Below are 17,342 nucleotides of genomic sequence, written 5' to 3'. Positions count from 1 at the left end.
ACAATCCTTAAGTTCAGTAGTTATTTCTTTTTAATACCTTAGACTCATACAAAATAACCAATTCATACCAATGCTGCGTTAAAGTGATGCCATGGAAAAATAGTATGTGAATGAGTATGAAGGCAAGTAATAGACAAGGCAGAAACACAGCTCAAGCGATACGCCAACAGCGCGGGATCGGCATGATTGAAGTGCTCGTCACTCTTTTCATTCTGTCCGTAGGTCTGCTAGGTGTGGCGTCTTTGCAGTTTATCGGCTCGTTCTCTAACGCCGATGCCTTAAATCGTACCCAAGCCGTTTTCATCGCTCAACAGTTTGGGGAGCGCTTAAGCGCAAACGCCATCCCATCAGATATCACTGATGGTTTTGTGGTAGACAACACCTATTTTGATGAAGATATTTATAATTTTGAAAATTTGTCGTGTGTAGGTGGTGGTTTACCCTATGATTGCTATTGCAAAACACATCCGGTGTCGGTACCTAACTGTCAAACAGGCGATTGCACGGCGTCCCAGTTAGCTGAATTTGATGCTCACCAAATGTCTTGCGCAACCGTCATGACAAATCCAAACGCAAGAATCAGTTTGCAGTGTTCACAAGACAAAGACCTTGGAGATACAGACTTATGCACTGCAGGGTCTATTCACGAAGTGATTATTTCATGGCCTGCAAAAAATTGGCAGAACAACAATAAAGTAAAAAATGCGGCTTGCAACGCTTCTACAGGTGACGATAACGATTGTGTCGTAGTGGAGGTTGCACTGTGATTAAACGCTCTAAACAGCAACGAGGGTTTACTCTCGTTGAAATCATGATATCCATGGCGCTCGGCTTAATAATTGCTGGCGCAGTAGTTCAGGTGATGGTTAGTAACCAAGTCACAGAGAAGCTAAACAGAGGTATTGCATCTACCCAAGAAAGTGGTCGATACATCATCAATCGTTTGCGCAGCGAAATGCTCATGGTAGGGCTTTATGACCAATTGAGCCCACAGCTCAATAACGATGTTGATATTGTTAACGAGAATGTTTTCGTCCGCAATAACCCTATCATCCTGCCAGGCAAGTTTGCGGTTCGTAACCAGCTTGGTTCAGTGCAAGGCATTGATGGTGCGAGTGACAAACTGGTTGTCAGTTTGCAAGGCTTTCAGGATTGTCGTGGTTACACCTTAGGATATCCAGACCAAGAAGAGTTTTACGTAGTAAACGAGTACTTTGTCGACGACAATAAATTGAAATGTACAGGTTTTGATGGACGTTACTTAAGAGGCTTAAAAGCAGCCGAGGGGCATAATGCTCATAATTCGGTTACCTTGCTCGACGATGTTGTTAGTTTTCAAGTCACCTACGGTATTACTGATTTAGAAAGTACTCAAGGGTCTGCAATTCCAATTCGATTTATTACTGCTGATGGGATCCAAAACTCAATTAATGACGGTCAATCTATTGTCGCTCTTAGGTTAGCTGTCGTTGTTAAAGGTGATAGTGAAATAACGGTTGATCAAAAGGCCTCATTTAAATTATTAAACGAAGACAGTTTTACAGTCAGTGATAATGGCTTATATAAAGCTTTTGAAACCACAATAACGCTAAGAAATATGAAAAATTTTGTAAGGAGTGGAGCATGAATCAGCAGCGCGGTCTCGTAATGGTATTTGCACTATTAGTGCTAATGTCATTGACAATTCTCGGCGTCGCCTCGGTATCTAGCGGTATGATGCAAACTAAAATGGCGGCATCAATGGAAAGGAAATCCTTTGCTTTCGACGCGGCAGAAGCCGCGTTAGCAGGCGTGGTTTATGAATCAGAAGATGAGTCTTTGTTAGCTGATCCTCTTAAGTCAGATCCTTTATCTGAAGCGCGACAAATAAATGCCTTGGATTTAGCCAATGATGAACTCAGTTGTTTTGATAATGATCGTATAGACCGTTTCATAACGAATGACGGTCTAACGCGAGGCAAAATGCACGTCGACCAAGGTAATTTTCGAACACACCCTACGACCACCAGTTGGTCTAAAAGTGCTTTCATTAGAGAAGAGGCCTGCAGGGGCTCTAGTAACGTCATCGGTGGCAGTAATATTAGCTGTCACGTTTTCTTAGTCAGAGGTTGCGGCCAAATCTCTGGTAGCAATTATGCAGTTGCTAACACGATGAGCGCAGCCGTTTTTGCGCCAGCATCACAGTGAGGTAAGAATCATGTCACTTAAAAGATGGACCAGTTCAGCGAGCGCTTTTTTCCTTACGATTATGGTAAGCATGAGCGCGCTTGGCGACGATCTTGAAATATATCTAGGTACAGGAGGAACATCCAGCACCTACAATCCTAATGTATTATTCATTATGGACACCTCCGGCTCGATGGGCAGTAAAGATGGTACTTCTCAAACCCGAATGCTTCGTGTTCAAAACGCATTGAAAGAAACCTTGCGTTCAGCAACCAATATCAATGCCGGTTTGATGCGTTTTTCTGATTATGGTGGACCAATATTATTTCCGGTAAGAGACATCGATAGTCCAGTAGCGCCAGAACTGATTATTCCTGTTGTTGATGGTAGCGATGACGCATATGAAGTCGATGAAGATGTTAAGCTGACAACGAATCAGCTAGAGCTTACCAAAGGCACCCAAACAGTGCATACAGGTTTGCGTTATCAAGAGCTCATGATCCCTCGTGGTGCGGTTATTACGAATGCATATATTCGTTTTACTTCCAAAGGACTCAATACATCTCAAGCAAGCATGGTTTTCAAAGCTGAGGCGACGGGAGATGCGCAAGCGTTCAAAAACCAAGATAAAGATATTACTAATAGAAGCACCACCGGTGCTGAAGTCACTTGGGACACCGATAATGATTTTCCACTATCAGACGAAGGGATAAACTCACCCGATTTATCTGCGGTTATTCAGGAAGTAGTGAATCGCGGTGATTGGTGTGGGGGGAACGACCTTAACATCATCATTGAAGGTTCAAGTTCGGTTAGCTCCAGTAACCGTAAAGTCAGTGGCTTTGAAGAAGGTATTGGTCGAACACCTCAACTTGTCGTTAACTATGATGAAAGCACGGCAACGGGCTGTATGCGTGAACGTCAAATCTATCAATTATCTACCAATGGTGAGAATGCCGAAGAGCAGTGGAATGGTTATCAATCAACGGGTAGCGAGCTGACTTTCCATAGAAGCTCTAATGCTTATATTGGGCTGCGTTTTTCTGGCGTCAATGTCCCCAAAAACGCAAATATCCTCAACGCATATCTCGAGTTTACTTCTTACAATACCTACACTTCTAGCGGCGCTAGAATGACGATCCAAGGCGTAAATGAAGATCATCCAAACGACTTCAGTCCATATTATCGCTACATGCAGCGTAATAAAAGCAAGACAGCTGCTGTCAACTGGGAAAATATTCCAACTTGGGTTGAAGATAGAGATTACCAAAGCCCTTCGATAAAAAACATCGTGCAAACGACGGTTAATCGCAGCGGATGGAGAACGGGTAATAAGATGATGTTTATCCTATCCGATTTCTCTTATTCAAAACGCGGAGGGTATACTGTTAGCGGGAAACCATCTGGCGCTGCTCGATTGGTTGTTGAGTTTGAGGGTAATGCGACGCCAGGAACGTCTTCCACTGTAAGACAACACTTGGTGAGTAAAGTTGATGAATTGAACGCCAATGGTTACACACCGATTGTAGATACGCTGTATGAATCCGCCCAATACTTCGGAGGCAATGAAGTCTATTGGGGCCGTAAGCGTGGTGAAAGTGGTGTTAACAATAATGTTAGACGTAGCACGAGAGTCAGTCATAGAGCATCATACATTGGTGATGATGCTGTGCGACCATCAGGTTGTACGGAAGATAATTTAAATAGTTGGAACTGTATTCAGGAATATATTCCAGAGGGTGCACAATACATTTCACCTGTCGTCGATTTACAGTGTCAGGTTAACAACCATGTCGTGTTATTATCTGATGGTGAAGCGAATAACAATCACAGTGTTAGCGAAATCCAGTCACTTCTCGGAACCTCTTGTTCAGGAAACGGTGGAGAGAAGTGCGGCGTGGACCTTGTGAAGAACTTAAGTGACGCCAGTGAGTCCGTTATCGATGCCAGAGTTGTTACGCATACGATCGGATTTGCTGCAAACAACAACGCAAATACTTTCCTTAATCAACTTGCATTGCAAGGCGGCGGAGGTTTCTACCAAGCTGACAACAGCGAAGATTTGGTGCAAGCGTTTAAAACGATTCTCAGAAACGTGAAAGATGTGAATGCCACCTTTGTTTCGCCAGGTGTGGCCGTAAACCAATTGAATCGCTTAACCCATAGGGACGAGCTCTATTTCGCTTTGTTTAAGCCATCTGAGGGTTCAAAATGGCCTGGTAATTTGAAGAAGTACAAAATCAGTGGTGATACTGTATTAGATAAGAACGGTACCGATGCGGTAGACAGTGGTTCCGGTTTCTTCAGCGAGAACTCTCATTCATTCTGGTCTGCCAGTCCTGACGGCAACGATGTGCGTTCAGGTGGTGCTGCAAGTCGTTTGGATTTGGTGCGTAAAGTCTATTTCTTTGATGATACAGGTTCAGTCATGATTCCTAAGAACCAGTTGATTGAAACCAACTTGGAAATAGACAACAGCGACTTGAACCTTAATCCGGACGTTGATCCAATCGGCACCAGAGAAACTGTGCTTAAGTGGGCGCGGGGTGTTGACGTTAGAGATGATGACGGCGATGGTTCTGTAATCGATGTAAGAATGGAGATGGGTGATCCTATCCATTCGCAGCCAGTCATCGTGAACTACAGTGCAACTGAAAGTGCTGTATTTGTTGCAACTAACCACGGTTTCTTACACTCATTCAATGCTGAAACGGGTGAAGAGAATTTCTCGATTATTCCTCGAGAATTGCTCAAAAACCTAAATGAATTTTATCGAAATGCCAGTAGCTTTAATCATATCTATGGTCTTGATGGTGACATGGTTTACCGTGAAGTAGAGGGTAAAAAGTACATCTATATCGGCATGCGTAGAGGTGGAAATAACTACTACGTTGTTGATGTGACCGCGAAAGACGATCCGAAGATTGTATTTACAATAAATGGTGGTGAAGGTGACTTCGCTAATATGGGGCAATCATGGTCACGTCCAACGATTACTAAAGTTAGGATCGGCGATGTCGTCAAGAATGTGGTCATTATTGGTGGGGGTTACGATCCAGACCAAGACTCAAAGGCTGAACGCAGCGACGACGTGGTTGGTAACTCTGTGTATATCATCGATGCTGAAAACGGCGATCTACTATGGTCAGCGGGTAAAGAAAATGCCGACCTAGTGTTAACAGATATGAAGTACAGTATCCCAGCCCGTATATCAGTTATCGATCGTGACAACGATGGGTTTGCTGACCACATGTATGTCGCAGATATGGGTGGTCAAATCTTCCGTTTGGACATTTATAATGGTGAAGCGAGAAGTGATTTAGTGTCTGGGCAATTGCTTGCTCAACTCGGTGCTGATGATGCTGAGAATAATAGACGATTCTATTACGCACCTGATGTGTCAGAAATCTCAACGGTTGATGAGCATTATTATGCTGTTGCCATTGGTTCAGGCTTCAGAGCCGGTCCTCTGAATACACAAATTCAAGATAATTTTTACATGATCAAAGATAATGGAGTATTCGTTAGAGATGAGTTTGACAAATTCACCTTCCCAACGACAGCTATCAGCAATAGCAGTTTATATGATGCGACTGATCACCTGCTAACTAGTAAAGATGATGAAGAGCGTGCATTGCAAAACACCATTTTTGCGTCGAAAAGCGGCTGGTTTGTGCGCTTGACGAGTGGTGGCGAAAAAGTGTTAGCTTCGCCATTGATCTTAGACTATCAAGTTTTCTTTACTACTTATTTGCCAGCCAGTGCTAGCACCAGTGCGTGTGCACCACCAACTGGAAATAGTCGTGCTTACTTAGTCAACTTAGTTGACGGTAACGCAGTAGAGGATTTGAATGATAATGACGAACAAGATGCGTCAGATCGATATGCTCAGTTAAAGCAAACAGGCATCGCGCCCGATACAAAGATTCTAATCGAGAATATTGTTAAGCCGGTGGTTTGTTTAGGTGCAGAGTGTGTTTCTGCCGTTATTGAAACTGATGAAGATGGCGAAATTAAATCTTGTGGCTCTGACTTTGAATGTTTAGCACGAAACATCTATGGTAAGTTTGAGCGCGTCCAGAAAAATACTTGGAAAACCGAAGTGGAGCGTCAGTAAATGAAACAAATAGGTCAAAATAGTAAAGGCTTTACCCTAATTGAGCTGATGATTGTAGTCGCAATCATCGGTATCATTAGCGCCATTGCTTATCCTAGTTATCAAGGCATTATCGCGAGCTCGGCTCGAAGTACTGCTCAAGCTGATTTGATGTCATTTGCAACAGCGATGGAGCGGCACAATGCATCGAGCTACACATATAAAGGGGCTGCTGCTGGCGGAGCGAATACGGGTAAACCAACTATTTTTGCCCAGCACAGTCCAAGCTCTGAACCGGCCACGAGCAAAAAGTACGACTTGATTATTGAAACAATGTCAGCGAATGGACTCACGTATCGGTTGAAAGCGACACCTACCTCAGGTGGTGTTGCAGACGGTACGGGTGCTATATATTACTTTAGTGATGGCAGAAAAGCTTGGGATGAGAACAATAACGGTAGCATCGACAGCGATGAGTATTGCTGGAGCTGTTAAGCGCGCTTGATTCAAACAATATGACAAAAAAGGTTTAGGCAAATAGTCTAAACCTTTTTTTTGACTGAAAACAATCGTCATTCTTTCCACTAACTGAATCCGCTAATCCAAGCCTTTTAACGTCTGTTCCGAGTGAGTAAATCAATCGTGTAAGCGACAGCAGCGCTAATCAATCATCGTTGGGACTAGGCACTTCGTCAAGCGATGAAATATGCGCGGCAAGACGATTTAATCGCATCTGTTTAGCGGCAATCATAATCCCTACTAACGATGCTTTTTGTATCGGCTAACACAGTTCGCTTTCGCGCTAAGGGAAGTCTCCTTTCTTCACTAGCGCTTACGATGCGTGTAGTGCAGACCATAATGGCTTATGAATACTGGGCCTAGCTTGTGGTATTTGAAGTGTATTGTATGAGGTGAGTGAATCTGATGAAGGTTTTGTGCATATTGCAGCTTGAATACATGGAGAAGGTGATTTATCAATATCTTTCTATGATTGCAGAGAGTCTGTGGCGAAAGTGACCATTAAACGAATTCAGTAATGAGTGGTCTAGCATTACACAGAATAAAATGAGACGTGATTGAAAGGCGTCTCATTTTTTATCTGTGAAAGTCTTTATGGACAGGTAAGCGCATCGCCAGATGTATCTTCGTGCACGCCATCATTGTCAGTGTCTTTGCTAACGCGAACACGACCTTGTAAAGAAATATTAATTGCCCGAGCGTATTTCACATCTTTGCTATCTGGGCAGAGTATGATGTTGAAATTGCGGTTGGATGCGCCCGTTTCTTGGAACTCGACTTGATTATTCGGACCGTCCATATACGTTGTGTCCGACGTAGGTGAGCTTGCCACTAATAAATCTTCATCATCGTTTCGGTCGCCATCACCATTATCGTCGATGAATACTATCTTTGGATCATCCCAATCGGTCCCACACTCTTTAAAGTCACTGGCAGGGCATAGGATAACAGGTGACTGCTGGTCAATTGCAACGTGTCTAGCATATTGAACGATGCCGCTTATTTCATTTAGCTCACCGGTAATTCTATTTTTGATTAAAAATTCTCGAATGTTAGGCGCGACAACTGTCAATACAATCGCTATGATTGCTAAAGCGATCATCATTTCTAGCAAGGTAACACCTTTCTGTAATGACGTTTGTGATGTAGGTTTGTTAGTTAGCACGTAGACCCCCGAAATTTATACACATTACTATACGCTATTTTCCTTCCTCTTGCGTATACACAATCAGGGGAGGTTAGTCGAGTTTATACCTTGCCGATGTAGTGAAAATGTGAGAATCGAAATAATTGAGAGTGAGAACAATGTTAAAACAAGAAGTCATTAATGAAATGCGTGTACTGCCTGAGATTGATGCGGAGCTTGAGATCCAGCGCCGCACCCAATTTATAAAGAATCAATTAACAGACTCAGGGTTAACAACATTGGTTTTAGGTATCAGCGGTGGGATTGATTCCTGCACTTTAGGTAGGTTAGCGCAGCTTGCGGTAAATGAGCTAAATGAAGAAACTAATGCTGCTTACCGATTTATTGCAGTGCGTTTACCGTATGGTGTGCAAGCAGATGAGCAAGATGCTCAAGCGTCGATAGATTTTATTCAACCTAGTGTGCAGATGACAGCGAACGTCAAGTCAGCAGCCGACGCGATCCACGCTTCAGCCATTGAAGGCCTCAAAGCTGCCGGTGTCGATAGCTTTACTGATACACATTCTGATTTTGTTTTAGGAAATGCCAAAGCCAGAAGTCGAATGGCTATTCAATATGATATTGCCGGTTTAACACAAGGTTTGGTGCTAGGTACTGATCACTCGGCAGAAAATATTACGGGTTTTTACACCAAGTTTGGAGATGGCGCTTGTGACCTTGCTCCTTTATTTGGTTTGAGTAAACGTCAAGTGCGACAACTTGCTCAACACATGGGAGCGCCAGAAAAAGTGATTACTAAAGCGCCTACCGCCGATTTAGAATCATTAACGCCACAAAAATCTGATGAAGATTCTCTAGGCTTAACTTACGATCAAATTGATGATTTTCTTGAGGGCAAGAGTGAAGACACGGTTGCTGATGACAAACTATTAGCTATATACTTAAAAACGCAGCATAAAAGAGTCGCGATCCCGACAGTATACGACAGTGAATAACATAAACTAGGACTGGTTTTACACTATGAAAAAAGTTGAAGCGATAATCAAACCATTTAAGCTTGATGATGTTAGAGAAGCTCTTTCTTCGGTAGGAGTATCTGGTATCACCATGACTGAAGTTAGGGGTTTTGGACGCCAAAAAGGCCACAAAGAATTGTATAGAGGCGCTGAATACAATGTGGACTTCTTACCAAAGGTCAAAATTGAAATGGTTATTCCAGATGCGCTTGCAGAACGTGTTGTAGAAACCATACAGACGCATGCAAAAACTGGCAAAATTGGAGATGGCAAGATATTTGTCTTTGAAGTCGAGCAAGTCATTCGAATACGAACGGGTGAAACAGATGAGGAAGCTATTTAGCTTCCTCTCAATACAGTATTAAGCGCAGTGCAGCCACTTGTGAAGTTTAGTGACTGTGTCCACAACCGCCTTCACCATGCACATGGCCGTGGGCGATTTCATCTGCAGTAGCTGCTCTTACATCAACAACCTCAATGCTAAAAGCCAATGACATACCAGACAATGGATGATTACCGTCTACTGTCACAGTGCTGTCTGTTTTGTCCACGATAAGAACAGATTGCTCACCGTCATCGGTTGTCGCTCTGAAGCTCATACCCACTTCTACGTCCATACCCTCGAACATAGCTGCGGGGACTTCTTGGATCAAATCATCGTGGCGATGACCATATGCTTTTTCCGGGCCCACCTCTAAGTCGAAAGTAGCCCCTTTCTCTTTACCGTAAAGGGCATCTTCTATCCCTTCAATCATAAAATGGCTACCTTGCAAGAAAGCAAGTGGCTCTGCTTCACGAGAAGAGTCGATCACGTCTCCTTCAGTTGTCTTTACAGTGTAATGAAGGCTAACTACGTGGTCTTTTTGAATTTCCATGCTGAGTCCTATTATTCATCTAGAGTGTATGGCAAGGCTTCTACAGTGAAACTTTGCTCAGGATGTTCCTTTAACCTTAACACAGACCCTAAGTCTGTGTCATTCGATAGGACCGCAAGTGCCAGCACATTATCGGTATTTGCCGAACAAGTTGCGGCTTGTAAAAGTGTACCGCCGCTTCGCCAGTTTTCTCCAACTTGTTTCTCAAGTGCTGCACCATTGGCAATGAATGGAAACTGGCTGTTCGTATTGCCTGAAAGTAGGTAAGTCGCTCGCTTATTGCGGCCAAGAAATTTAGTTCGAGCCACCGTTTCTTGCCCCATATAACAGCCTTTATCAAAGTCGATTCCGGCGAGTAACTGAAGATTCAGCATTTGTGGGACAAATTCATTGCTGGTAGCTGAACTGAGCGAGGCGATACCGTCAGCAATCATGGCAAAATTCCAATCATTCTGACCGGCTGCTGACATAAGCCCAGGACAGCTTGACTCTTTTATCACTGCAGTAAAATGTTCGAAACCGGAATGGCTTAGCATTAATAGTAACTTGGGTGTAGACAAATTTATACAGATTGCTATGCCGTTAGCATTTTCCACTTTACTCAAGTGCTCTGTCGCTAACTCAGGAAACAAGTTTTTAGCTAAGGCAATATTATCACTGCCACTTAGCCCAATAAAATTCGGGTGGGAAGGAATATCGTTTATCTCTACTTTCGAAAACACACCGTACTTTTTGAGTTCAGGAAGACTTTTGTCTATGCACTCTTTCGGCATTATTAATTCGTAGCCACCAGCAACACTAACGATCGTGAATACGGACCAAGTTTTACCTTTGAAATCACAATGCGCACCAAACCGAGCATTAGTTTCGTTAACACGGTCGAGGTCTATGGTGAGTTGACCTTGTAAGTATTCCTTCGCCTGTGGGCCTGTGACACTAATTACTGCCATTTCGTCTAGGCTAGCAACAAAATTCTGAGGGTCTGTCATGAATCAATACTCCAATAATTCTGTATTAGTCTTGGGACCTAATGAAAAACATCGTTTGATCCCAAGTGCAGCTATAAATAACTGCTTCTTATGATATCATTAATGGGACTTAAATAAGGTAAAACAATGTTCACAGCAAAAAGATTAGCAAGATTAAAATGGGCTTGTAGACGCGGCATGTTAGAGCTAGATGTTTTGTTTCTGCCGTTCGTGGAGCAGGCGTTTGATGAGTTGAGTGATGGTGAAAAGATGACGTTTGAACGTTTATTGACGTGTGACGATCCTGATTTATTTGCTTGGTTCATGGGGCATCAGAAATGTCACGATCCTGATTTAGCTAGCATGGTTCAAAGAGTACTCAGTAGAGTCAAAGTTTAGGCGAGCAGTTCATTTGGTCGTTTGCATTTACTTTTCACGCTATTCGCCAATAAAGTTATGTAACTACCTACTGCTCTTTATCTTAGCATGTGTGACACTATTGCCGCCTTGGTTTGCCTCGGTTGTAACATCGCCATATCTAAAGCAATTAACACTTTGGGGGCTAGGCTTTGCAGGCGTTTTTTTCTCGGTCTGGCTCTGGCGTGGTCTCTCTAAAAGAACACCTATCCACCTAAAGTGTTGGTTTGAACTAGCAGATGGCGTTCTGACGATACTACAACACCCTAGGGTTAGCCCGGGTTCAGATAGGAGCGACGGTCAAATATATCGTGATTTAGCGTCACAATATAGAATATTACCAAGTTCGCGTGTCAGCCCTTGGCTACTGTTTCTCAAGTTGCAGCTTATCGATAAAGAGTCAACAATGAGTGGAAGCAGAGTCACTAGCGTCAAAGACGTAGTGCTATTACCAAGCAGTGTCAGTAAAAGAACGTATCGCGCACTTGCATGTTGTATTTTTCGTTCGCAGCAAAAGGATAAAGTGTCGAAATGAATATGGGTTTATTACAAGCTGCTTTTTACAAGCCTCCTCAAGCCGCTTCAGAAGAGCTTGCGTTACCCACACAAGTGCGTGAGCAAAAGCATCAAATCAACACCAGGCATTGTGAGAAGTATCACAACTTAGTTGCTTGGAATTCGGGTATCGCATCGGTTATTCACCCAAACTATTTACAGGTACTGACGTTGCCGATGCAGCTTTCAATGATGGTAAATAAACCATTTCCATTTAAACCCATGGGTTTAGTGCATTTGGCAAATGAAATAAAAGTGAATGAGTTGCCGGAACAAAACGCTGAGTTAAACCTGAAAACGAGTTTCGCTGGTCTTCAAGTCCACAAGCGTGGATATGTATTTGCATTGAAAAGTGAAGGCTTTGTTGACGAAGCGCTAGCGATTGAAGCAACATCATTCTATTTAGCAAGAGTTAAACACGACTTAGCGCATGATGAACAAAGCGGTCACATAGCATCGAATCCAGAAACTACACAATTGTTACCGTCATTGAACAACAATGACCACCAAGGGCCATCTTTATCATTTCCGCTAACATTCGAACAAGGCATAGGCAGACGATATGCCAGTGCGTCTGGTGACTACAATCCAATACACTTGAGCCGTTGGAGTGCGAAACTGCTGGGTTTTAGGCGAGCAATAGCGCACGGCATGTATTCAAAAGCTATCTGTATATCGATGCTCGCAAAAAATGACGCCTTTGATTGCAGAACCGCTAGCCCATCTATTTTCGCGGATAAAGCGATTACAACGCAATTTGTTCAACCCATTTACTTGCCAAGCGCAACAGAGATGGAGGTCAGTCAGGCAATCCCCAAAAGTGACGAAATCCAAGGTAATGAACTACCCAGTTTACGTTTTTCGCTCAAATCTCAACAACGCGCTAAAACAAGGTTGCATATATTAGGTGAAGTAAGCACTATTTGAAGCCGTTAGCTTTCTTTTACAATAATTGTCGGTCCTGACTCAGGTAGTAAATTAGGATAGTCTAAGTTGTAATGCAAACCTCTGCTTTCACGGCGCTGCATGGCGCATTCGACAATCAGCTGTGCAACACACACAAGGTTGCGGAGTTCCAGCATGTTATTACTGACTTTAAAGTTACTGTAATACTCATCAATTTCTTGTTTTAAAAGATTGATTCGACGTTTTGCCCGCTCAAGTCGTTTATTTGTGCGCACAATTCCAACGTAATCCCACATAAAAAGTCTCAGTTCATGCCAGTTATGTTGGATAATCACTTGCTCATCCGAATCAATAACGCGACTTTCATCCCAGGCGGGAATCTCTTCATCTAACCAATCACCAGCTAAATGCTGCAATATATGTTTACCGGCAGCGTGTGCAAACACAATACACTCCAAAAGCGAGTTACTCGCCATTCGATTAGCGCCGTGTAAGCCGGTATAGGCGGTTTCACCGATCGCATACACATTATCTAAGTTTGTTCGTGCATCGAAATCAGTGACAACGCCACCGCATGTATAGTGTGCTGCGGGAACAACAGGTATAGGTTGTCTGGTAATATCAATACCCAGAGAGCGACAGCGTCTATAAATATTAGGGAAGTGCTTTTTCACAAAGTCAGTCGACTTGTGACTGATGTCTAAGTACATGCAATCAGCACCTAAGCGCTTCATTTCAAAATCTATCGCCCTAGCGACAATGTCACGTGGTGCTAAATCAGCGCGTGGGTCAAATTTATGCATGAATTTAGTACCATCCTCATGACATAGGAAAGCCCCTTCACCACGCAAGGCCTCGCTGATTAAAAAGTTACCGGCATCAGGGTGATACAAACAGGTAGGGTGGAATTGATTGAATTCCATATTTGCAATTTTACAGCCTGCGCGCCATGCCATTGCGATACCGTCACCACTTGATACATCTGGATTGGACGTGTATTGATAAACCTTACTGCCACCGCCGGTTGCGAGAGTAATAAAACGGGAGCGAATCACTTCAACTTGTTCTTTCTTACGATTCCACACATATGCCCCAACACACTGGCCTTTCTGAGTTTGACTTTTAATAAGGTCTATTGCGTTGTAGCGCTCAAAAAGGTGGATGTTTGGGTGATTGGCGACGCTATCAGAAAGTGTTTCTTGCACTGCAGCACCAGTCGCATCTGCAGCGTGTAAGATGCGTCGATGGCTATGGCCACCTTCACGTGTAAGGTGATATTTTGTTTCTCCGGTAGTACTGGGCTCTTGGTCGAAAGGCACGCCTTTTTCAATTAGCCATTGCATGCTTTCTTTCGCATTGCTGGCGGTAAACGCAACAACGGCTTCATCACAAATCCCAGCGCCAGCATCAAGAGTATCTTTTATATGGCTATCAATTGAATCGGTATCGTCAAATACCGCAGCTATGCCACCTTGAGCGTAGCGCGTACTGCCCTCATCAATATCACTTTTACTGAGTACGATAACATCGCAATGTTCAGCCATTTTTAAGGCTAAACTGAGACCCGCAGCACCACTTCCGACGATTAATAAATCGCAACGATGTTCAATTGTTTGAGACATATAGAAAATTCTAGGTAAAATACACAGATAAATGTCTGGCAATACTAATCTACTAAATAAAAAAAACAACTTTCTATGTTTTCGTTTTATTTTTAATTATTTGTCATTTTAATCGAACTTATCCATAAAGTGTCTGTCTATTACTACACTTGCATGAGCCATAAGTGATTCAGTTTAGGAGTAGTGGCTCGAATGAGCGAGCAGAAAACCGACCAAGAGTTAGTTGAACAAGTACAAAAAGGTAACAAGAACGCATTTAACCTGTTAGTCGTAAGACACCAAAACAAGGTGATGAATATCGTTTCAAGGTACGTAAAAAACAGCGGTGATGTTGCTGACGTTACTCAAGAAGCGTTTATCAAAGCATATCGAGCGTTACCTAATTTCCGAGGGGAAAGTGCTTTTTACACTTGGCTGTACCGAATTGCGGTAAACAGCGCAAAAAATTATTTAACGTCGCAGGGACGAAAGCCGCCTGCGAGTGATGTCGATGCGAGTGAAGCTGATTATTATGATGGTAGTGATGCTTTAAAAGAAAACAATTCACCTGAACGGTCATTATTATCCGATGAACTTCAGGAGAAACTGTTTTCTACCATTGATGGCTTACCGGATGATTTGAAGGCCGCGATAACCTTAAGAGAAATCGAAGGCCTTAGCTATGAAGAAATAGCAACTGTAATGGAGTGTCCTGTGGGAACAGTTCGCTCACGGATTTTTAGAGCGCGAGAAGCAATTGATAAAGTGATATTGCCTCTGGTGCAAACATAAACATCTACAGGTATTTACCGAACGCGGAAACTCGCGTTATGATATCAGTAGTGTTCAAGTAGGAAAGTCTTATATGACGCAACAGCAAGAAAAACTATCAGCATTTTTAGATGGCGAAGGTCATGATAGCGATGTAATTAATGGCTTAACTAGCGATGCTGAACTTGCAGATAAGTGGAAACGATATCACCTCATTCGAGATTGCATGCGCAATGAGATGACCTCGGATCTGAACTTTGACATAAGTGCACAAGTGGCTAGCAAGCTAGAAGGCGAGCTTCCAATGGTAGCACCTAAGCCTAGCTGGAAAGAGCTTCCAGTTGTTGCCTCTGTGATTCCTTTGGTCAAACAAAGCGGCCAACTCGCGGTTGCTGCTTGTGTGACTGCGGTAATGATTTTCAGCTATCAGTCTTATAATCAGCCTGAAGAAAGTCAGCCGTTTTTGACTGCACCAACGAATGGACCTTTGGGTGGTTTAGCACCGGTGAGCTTGTCCTCTAGTAACGGTGTTAATCGTGATGATATGGCTCGACTCCTAGAGCAACAGCGCCAGATAAATGCGCTAATAGAAGATCACCAAAGACAAATTCGCTTGAAAAATGCGGGCAATGCAGAATCTAATCAAGCAAACACAACCGAAGGCGATGAGTTAAGCGAGCAAACGCCCCCTCAGAAATAGTCAATTAAGAAGTGAGCACTATCGATGTTTTATAGGGCAGTGTTAGCAAAAAAGCGAAGCATATTGATTAGCTTCGCTTTTGTTGTCAGTGGTTTAGCTTTTCACACCCTAGCTCACAGTCAAAGTACTGAAGCGAAGCAAAGCCAACATTCCGAAACACAAAATTCTCTCGTTGAAGAAGTCTCTCGCAATGTGTTGAAAGAGGCAGATAGTTTCGATCCTCGTTCGCCAAAAGCATGGCTAGAACGACTTGCCAAACAAACCAAAACTCAAAGTTATGAAGTGTCCTTTGTGCTCAATATTCCTGGCAAAGATGCGCAGCCTTATTTATGGCGTCATGCTGTGTTGGAAGATGAGACGCACATTGAACAATTAAGCCTACTTAATGGTCCTGGTTTCGAACATATTAGGGTCAATAATGTGGTGAGTTTGTTTCAGCCTGGTTACCCACCGTATAGTATTGCGGGCAAAGCGATCGATGGTCCTATTCCATATGCATTGCTATACGAACCAGAGACTCTCGAGCAAGCTTACCAATTTATATTAGTCGGAAGAAACCGAGTTTCAGGCCGTTCAGCGCAACAAATTAGAGTCACTAGTCGAGATAAAACACGCTACGGTTATCAAATCTGGTTGGACGAAGAAACAGGCATGTTACTAAAGCTAAACATGTACGGGTTGAATGGCGAACTTTTGCAACAAATCCAAGTTACCCAGTTAAAGCTAGACGAGAGAATAGCCGATATTTTCAAACAATTACAACGAGATAGCTTACCAAAAGCGATCACCGTTAAAATGCCTCCACAGCGACAGCACGAATGGCGCTTGGCTTTCGTTCCTGTTGGCATGAGAGTAGTGAAACAAGACATACATCAGTTGGCTATTACTGGGCAGGTGGTTGAGTACAGTTTGTTTAGCGATGGATTAGTTAATGTTTCTGTGTATATTCAAGCCGCAAGCGGTGCATTTCAAGAGGACGTTAATTTGAATAGCGGGGCTAATACGGTGCATTCACGAACAAATGGCAAAGTACAAGTGACCGTGGTGGGAGATATCCCCTTAGTGACAGCGCAGTTAATGGCTGAATCCATTGAGGTGATAAACCCTCAATGATTGAAGAAACTGGCATTGTTCGCATAGTCGAAGGTAACACTGTTTGGATAGAGACTACGGTTAAGAGTACCTGTGGTAGCTGCCATGCGAGCGAAAACTGTGGCACCAGTGTAATTGCAAAGGCATTTACAAATAAGCCTGAGTTACTAAAGTTACAAGCACCAGATTCTCTTGTCGTTGGTCAAAGAGTCAAACTGGGCGTCTCAGAGAGCCAATTATTGTCTGCTTCAATGCTTGTTTATATATTGCCACTTTTTGCTTTGATCTTTGCCGTTGTTTTACTACAAAGCCTTTTACCATCAGCGCATGAAATATGGCAAGTAGGCTTAGGTTTTACTGCTATGGCGATGAGTTTCTACGCATTGCGCAGACGTGAATTGAATGGCAAACAGAAACACTTTTCTCCTATTATTCTTGGTGCTGTGAACGAAGACACGGTGACCATGAAAAACGAGATACCACTAAAGAAGCTTTCCTGACTTTACACCTTGA

Annotated in this window: 18 protein-coding genes; 14 read left to right on the top strand and 4 right to left on the bottom strand. The window is 43.1% G+C overall.

What is annotated here, in order from left to right:
- Nucleotides 1-116 precede the first annotated feature (116 nt).
- From RM556_RS10960 to RM556_RS10940, 5 genes are read left to right on the top strand one after another with little or no spacing between them, the layout of a single operon-like run.
- Complete coding sequence (locus tag RM556_RS10960; protein ID WP_311374593.1) at nt 117-767, top strand: prepilin-type N-terminal cleavage/methylation domain-containing protein; 651 nt, start codon at nt 117-119, stop codon at nt 765-767.
- Entirely contained in the window at nt 767-1,627 is an 861-nt protein-coding gene (locus RM556_RS10955) for a PilW family protein (RefSeq protein WP_349254662.1), read from the top strand. The genes RM556_RS10960 and RM556_RS10955 overlap by 1 nt, the downstream gene beginning before the upstream one ends.
- Nucleotides 1,624-2,187 (top strand): pilus assembly PilX N-terminal domain-containing protein, encoded by a 564-nt coding sequence (locus RM556_RS10950; protein ID WP_311362725.1) that lies wholly within the window; start codon nt 1,624-1,626, stop codon nt 2,185-2,187. Before RM556_RS10955 ends, RM556_RS10950 begins: the two co-directional genes overlap by 4 nt.
- Nucleotides 2,188-2,197: 10 nt before the next feature.
- Nucleotides 2,198-6,283 (top strand): PilC/PilY family type IV pilus protein, encoded by a 4,086-nt coding sequence (locus RM556_RS10945; protein WP_311362724.1) that lies wholly within the window; start codon nt 2,198-2,200, stop codon nt 6,281-6,283.
- Nucleotides 6,284-6,757 (top strand): type IV pilin protein, encoded by a 474-nt coding sequence (locus RM556_RS10940; RefSeq protein WP_311362723.1) that lies wholly within the window; start codon nt 6,284-6,286, stop codon nt 6,755-6,757. It begins immediately after the preceding gene.
- 616 nt (nt 6,758-7,373) lie between these two features.
- On the opposite strand, the gene RM556_RS10935 is transcribed toward RM556_RS10940, so the two are convergent.
- Nucleotides 7,374-7,946: a GspH/FimT family pseudopilin gene (locus tag RM556_RS10935; RefSeq protein WP_311362722.1), complete on the bottom strand. Its 573-nt coding sequence runs from the start codon at nt 7,944-7,946 to the stop codon at nt 7,374-7,376.
- A 140-nt stretch (nt 7,947-8,086) separates the two neighbouring features.
- Between RM556_RS10935 and nadE the strand changes: the two genes are divergently transcribed.
- Nucleotides 8,087-8,923 carry an ammonia-dependent NAD(+) synthetase gene (gene nadE, locus RM556_RS10930; protein WP_311362721.1) on the top strand — a complete coding sequence of 279 codons (837 nt, stop codon included), beginning with the start codon at nt 8,087-8,089 and terminating at the stop codon, nt 8,921-8,923.
- A gap of 25 nt (nt 8,924-8,948) precedes the next feature.
- Nucleotides 8,949-9,287, top strand: a complete 339-nt coding sequence (locus RM556_RS10925; RefSeq protein WP_311362720.1) for a P-II family nitrogen regulator — start codon at nt 8,949-8,951, stop codon at nt 9,285-9,287.
- A 46-nt stretch (nt 9,288-9,333) separates the two neighbouring features.
- Here RM556_RS10925 and RM556_RS10920 read toward each other — a convergent pair whose 3' ends face one another.
- Together RM556_RS10920 and ygfZ are read right to left on the bottom strand one after the other, a co-directional pair.
- Complete coding sequence (locus tag RM556_RS10920) at nt 9,334-9,819, bottom strand: peptidylprolyl isomerase (RefSeq protein ID WP_311362719.1); 486 nt, start codon at nt 9,817-9,819, stop codon at nt 9,334-9,336.
- A gap of 11 nt (nt 9,820-9,830) precedes the next feature.
- Complete coding sequence (gene ygfZ / locus RM556_RS10915) at nt 9,831-10,808, bottom strand: tRNA-modifying protein YgfZ (protein ID WP_311374592.1); 978 nt, start codon at nt 10,806-10,808, stop codon at nt 9,831-9,833.
- Nucleotides 10,809-10,934: 126 nt separating this feature from the next.
- Between ygfZ and RM556_RS10910 the strand changes: the two genes are divergently transcribed.
- The 3 genes from RM556_RS10910 (at nt 10,935) to RM556_RS10900 (ending at nt 12,686) form a co-directional block, all read left to right on the top strand.
- Nucleotides 10,935-11,186 carry a succinate dehydrogenase assembly factor 2 gene (locus RM556_RS10910; RefSeq protein WP_311362717.1) on the top strand — a complete coding sequence of 84 codons (252 nt, stop codon included), beginning with the start codon at nt 10,935-10,937 and terminating at the stop codon, nt 11,184-11,186.
- A gap of 91 nt (nt 11,187-11,277) precedes the next feature.
- Nucleotides 11,278-11,739, top strand: a complete 462-nt coding sequence (locus RM556_RS10905) for a hypothetical protein (protein WP_311362716.1) — start codon at nt 11,278-11,280, stop codon at nt 11,737-11,739.
- Complete coding sequence (locus RM556_RS10900) at nt 11,736-12,686, top strand: MaoC/PaaZ C-terminal domain-containing protein (protein WP_311374591.1); 951 nt, start codon at nt 11,736-11,738, stop codon at nt 12,684-12,686. Before RM556_RS10905 ends, RM556_RS10900 begins: the two co-directional genes overlap by 4 nt.
- A gap of 5 nt (nt 12,687-12,691) precedes the next feature.
- Here the strand turns inward: RM556_RS10900 and nadB are convergent, their stop codons facing one another.
- Nucleotides 12,692-14,287: an L-aspartate oxidase gene (gene nadB, locus RM556_RS10895; RefSeq protein ID WP_311362714.1), complete on the bottom strand. Its 1,596-nt coding sequence runs from the start codon at nt 14,285-14,287 to the stop codon at nt 12,692-12,694.
- Between the two features lie 192 nt (nt 14,288-14,479).
- On the opposite strand from nadB, the gene rpoE reads away from it, so the two are divergent.
- From rpoE to RM556_RS10875, 4 genes are all read left to right on the top strand, one after another.
- Nucleotides 14,480-15,058: an RNA polymerase sigma factor RpoE gene (gene rpoE, locus RM556_RS10890; protein ID WP_311362713.1), complete on the top strand. Its 579-nt coding sequence runs from the start codon at nt 14,480-14,482 to the stop codon at nt 15,056-15,058.
- 73 nt (nt 15,059-15,131) lie between these two features.
- Nucleotides 15,132-15,737 (top strand): RseA family anti-sigma factor, encoded by a 606-nt coding sequence (locus RM556_RS10885; RefSeq protein WP_311374590.1) that lies wholly within the window; start codon nt 15,132-15,134, stop codon nt 15,735-15,737.
- 63 nt (nt 15,738-15,800) lie between these two features.
- The gene (locus tag RM556_RS10880; RefSeq protein WP_311374589.1) at nt 15,801-16,850 is read left to right on the top strand and encodes a MucB/RseB C-terminal domain-containing protein; all 1,050 of its coding nucleotides are present in this window, start codon (nt 15,801-15,803) and stop codon (nt 16,848-16,850) included.
- Complete coding sequence (locus tag RM556_RS10875; RefSeq protein ID WP_311374588.1) at nt 16,847-17,329, top strand: SoxR reducing system RseC family protein; 483 nt, start codon at nt 16,847-16,849, stop codon at nt 17,327-17,329. The genes RM556_RS10880 and RM556_RS10875 overlap by 4 nt, the downstream gene beginning before the upstream one ends.
- Nucleotides 17,330-17,342 lie beyond the last annotated feature (13 nt).

This window comes from Alteromonas sp. W364 (assembly GCF_031846205.1).
GTDB lineage: Bacteria > Pseudomonadota > Gammaproteobacteria > Enterobacterales > Alteromonadaceae > Glaciecola > Glaciecola blandensis.
The sequence above is the reverse complement of the archived record's forward strand: the minus strand, read 5'-3'. Positions and strand labels throughout refer to the sequence as shown.

What these genes read in the sequence shown, in the direction of transcription:
- RM556_RS10960 (WP_311374593.1), top strand. Translation starts at nt 117, where the DNA reads ATGAAGGCAAGTAATAGACAAGGCAGAAACACAGCTCAAGCGATACGC.
- RM556_RS10950 (WP_311362725.1), top strand. Translation starts at nt 1,624, where the DNA reads ATGAATCAGCAGCGCGGTCTCGTAATGGTATTTGCACTATTAGTGCTA.
- RM556_RS10945 (WP_311362724.1), top strand. Translation starts at nt 2,198, where the DNA reads ATGTCACTTAAAAGATGGACCAGTTCAGCGAGCGCTTTTTTCCTTACG.
- RM556_RS10940 (WP_311362723.1), top strand. Translation starts at nt 6,284, where the DNA reads ATGAAACAAATAGGTCAAAATAGTAAAGGCTTTACCCTAATTGAGCTG.
- nadE (WP_311362721.1), top strand. Translation starts at nt 8,087, where the DNA reads ATGTTAAAACAAGAAGTCATTAATGAAATGCGTGTACTGCCTGAGATT.
- RM556_RS10925 (WP_311362720.1), top strand. Translation starts at nt 8,949, where the DNA reads ATGAAAAAAGTTGAAGCGATAATCAAACCATTTAAGCTTGATGATGTT.
- RM556_RS10920 (WP_311362719.1), bottom strand. Translation starts at nt 9,819, where the DNA reads ATGGAAATTCAAAAAGACCACGTAGTTAGCCTTCATTACACTGTAAAG.
- ygfZ (WP_311374592.1), bottom strand. Translation starts at nt 10,808, where the DNA reads ATGACAGACCCTCAGAATTTTGTTGCTAGCCTAGACGAAATGGCAGTA.
- RM556_RS10910 (WP_311362717.1), top strand. Translation starts at nt 10,935, where the DNA reads ATGTTCACAGCAAAAAGATTAGCAAGATTAAAATGGGCTTGTAGACGC.
- RM556_RS10900 (WP_311374591.1), top strand. Translation starts at nt 11,736, where the DNA reads ATGAATATGGGTTTATTACAAGCTGCTTTTTACAAGCCTCCTCAAGCC.
- nadB (WP_311362714.1), bottom strand. Translation starts at nt 14,287, where the DNA reads ATGTCTCAAACAATTGAACATCGTTGCGATTTATTAATCGTCGGAAGT.
- rpoE (WP_311362713.1), top strand. Translation starts at nt 14,480, where the DNA reads ATGAGCGAGCAGAAAACCGACCAAGAGTTAGTTGAACAAGTACAAAAA.
- RM556_RS10885 (WP_311374590.1), top strand. Translation starts at nt 15,132, where the DNA reads ATGACGCAACAGCAAGAAAAACTATCAGCATTTTTAGATGGCGAAGGT.
- RM556_RS10875 (WP_311374588.1), top strand. Translation starts at nt 16,847, where the DNA reads ATGATTGAAGAAACTGGCATTGTTCGCATAGTCGAAGGTAACACTGTT.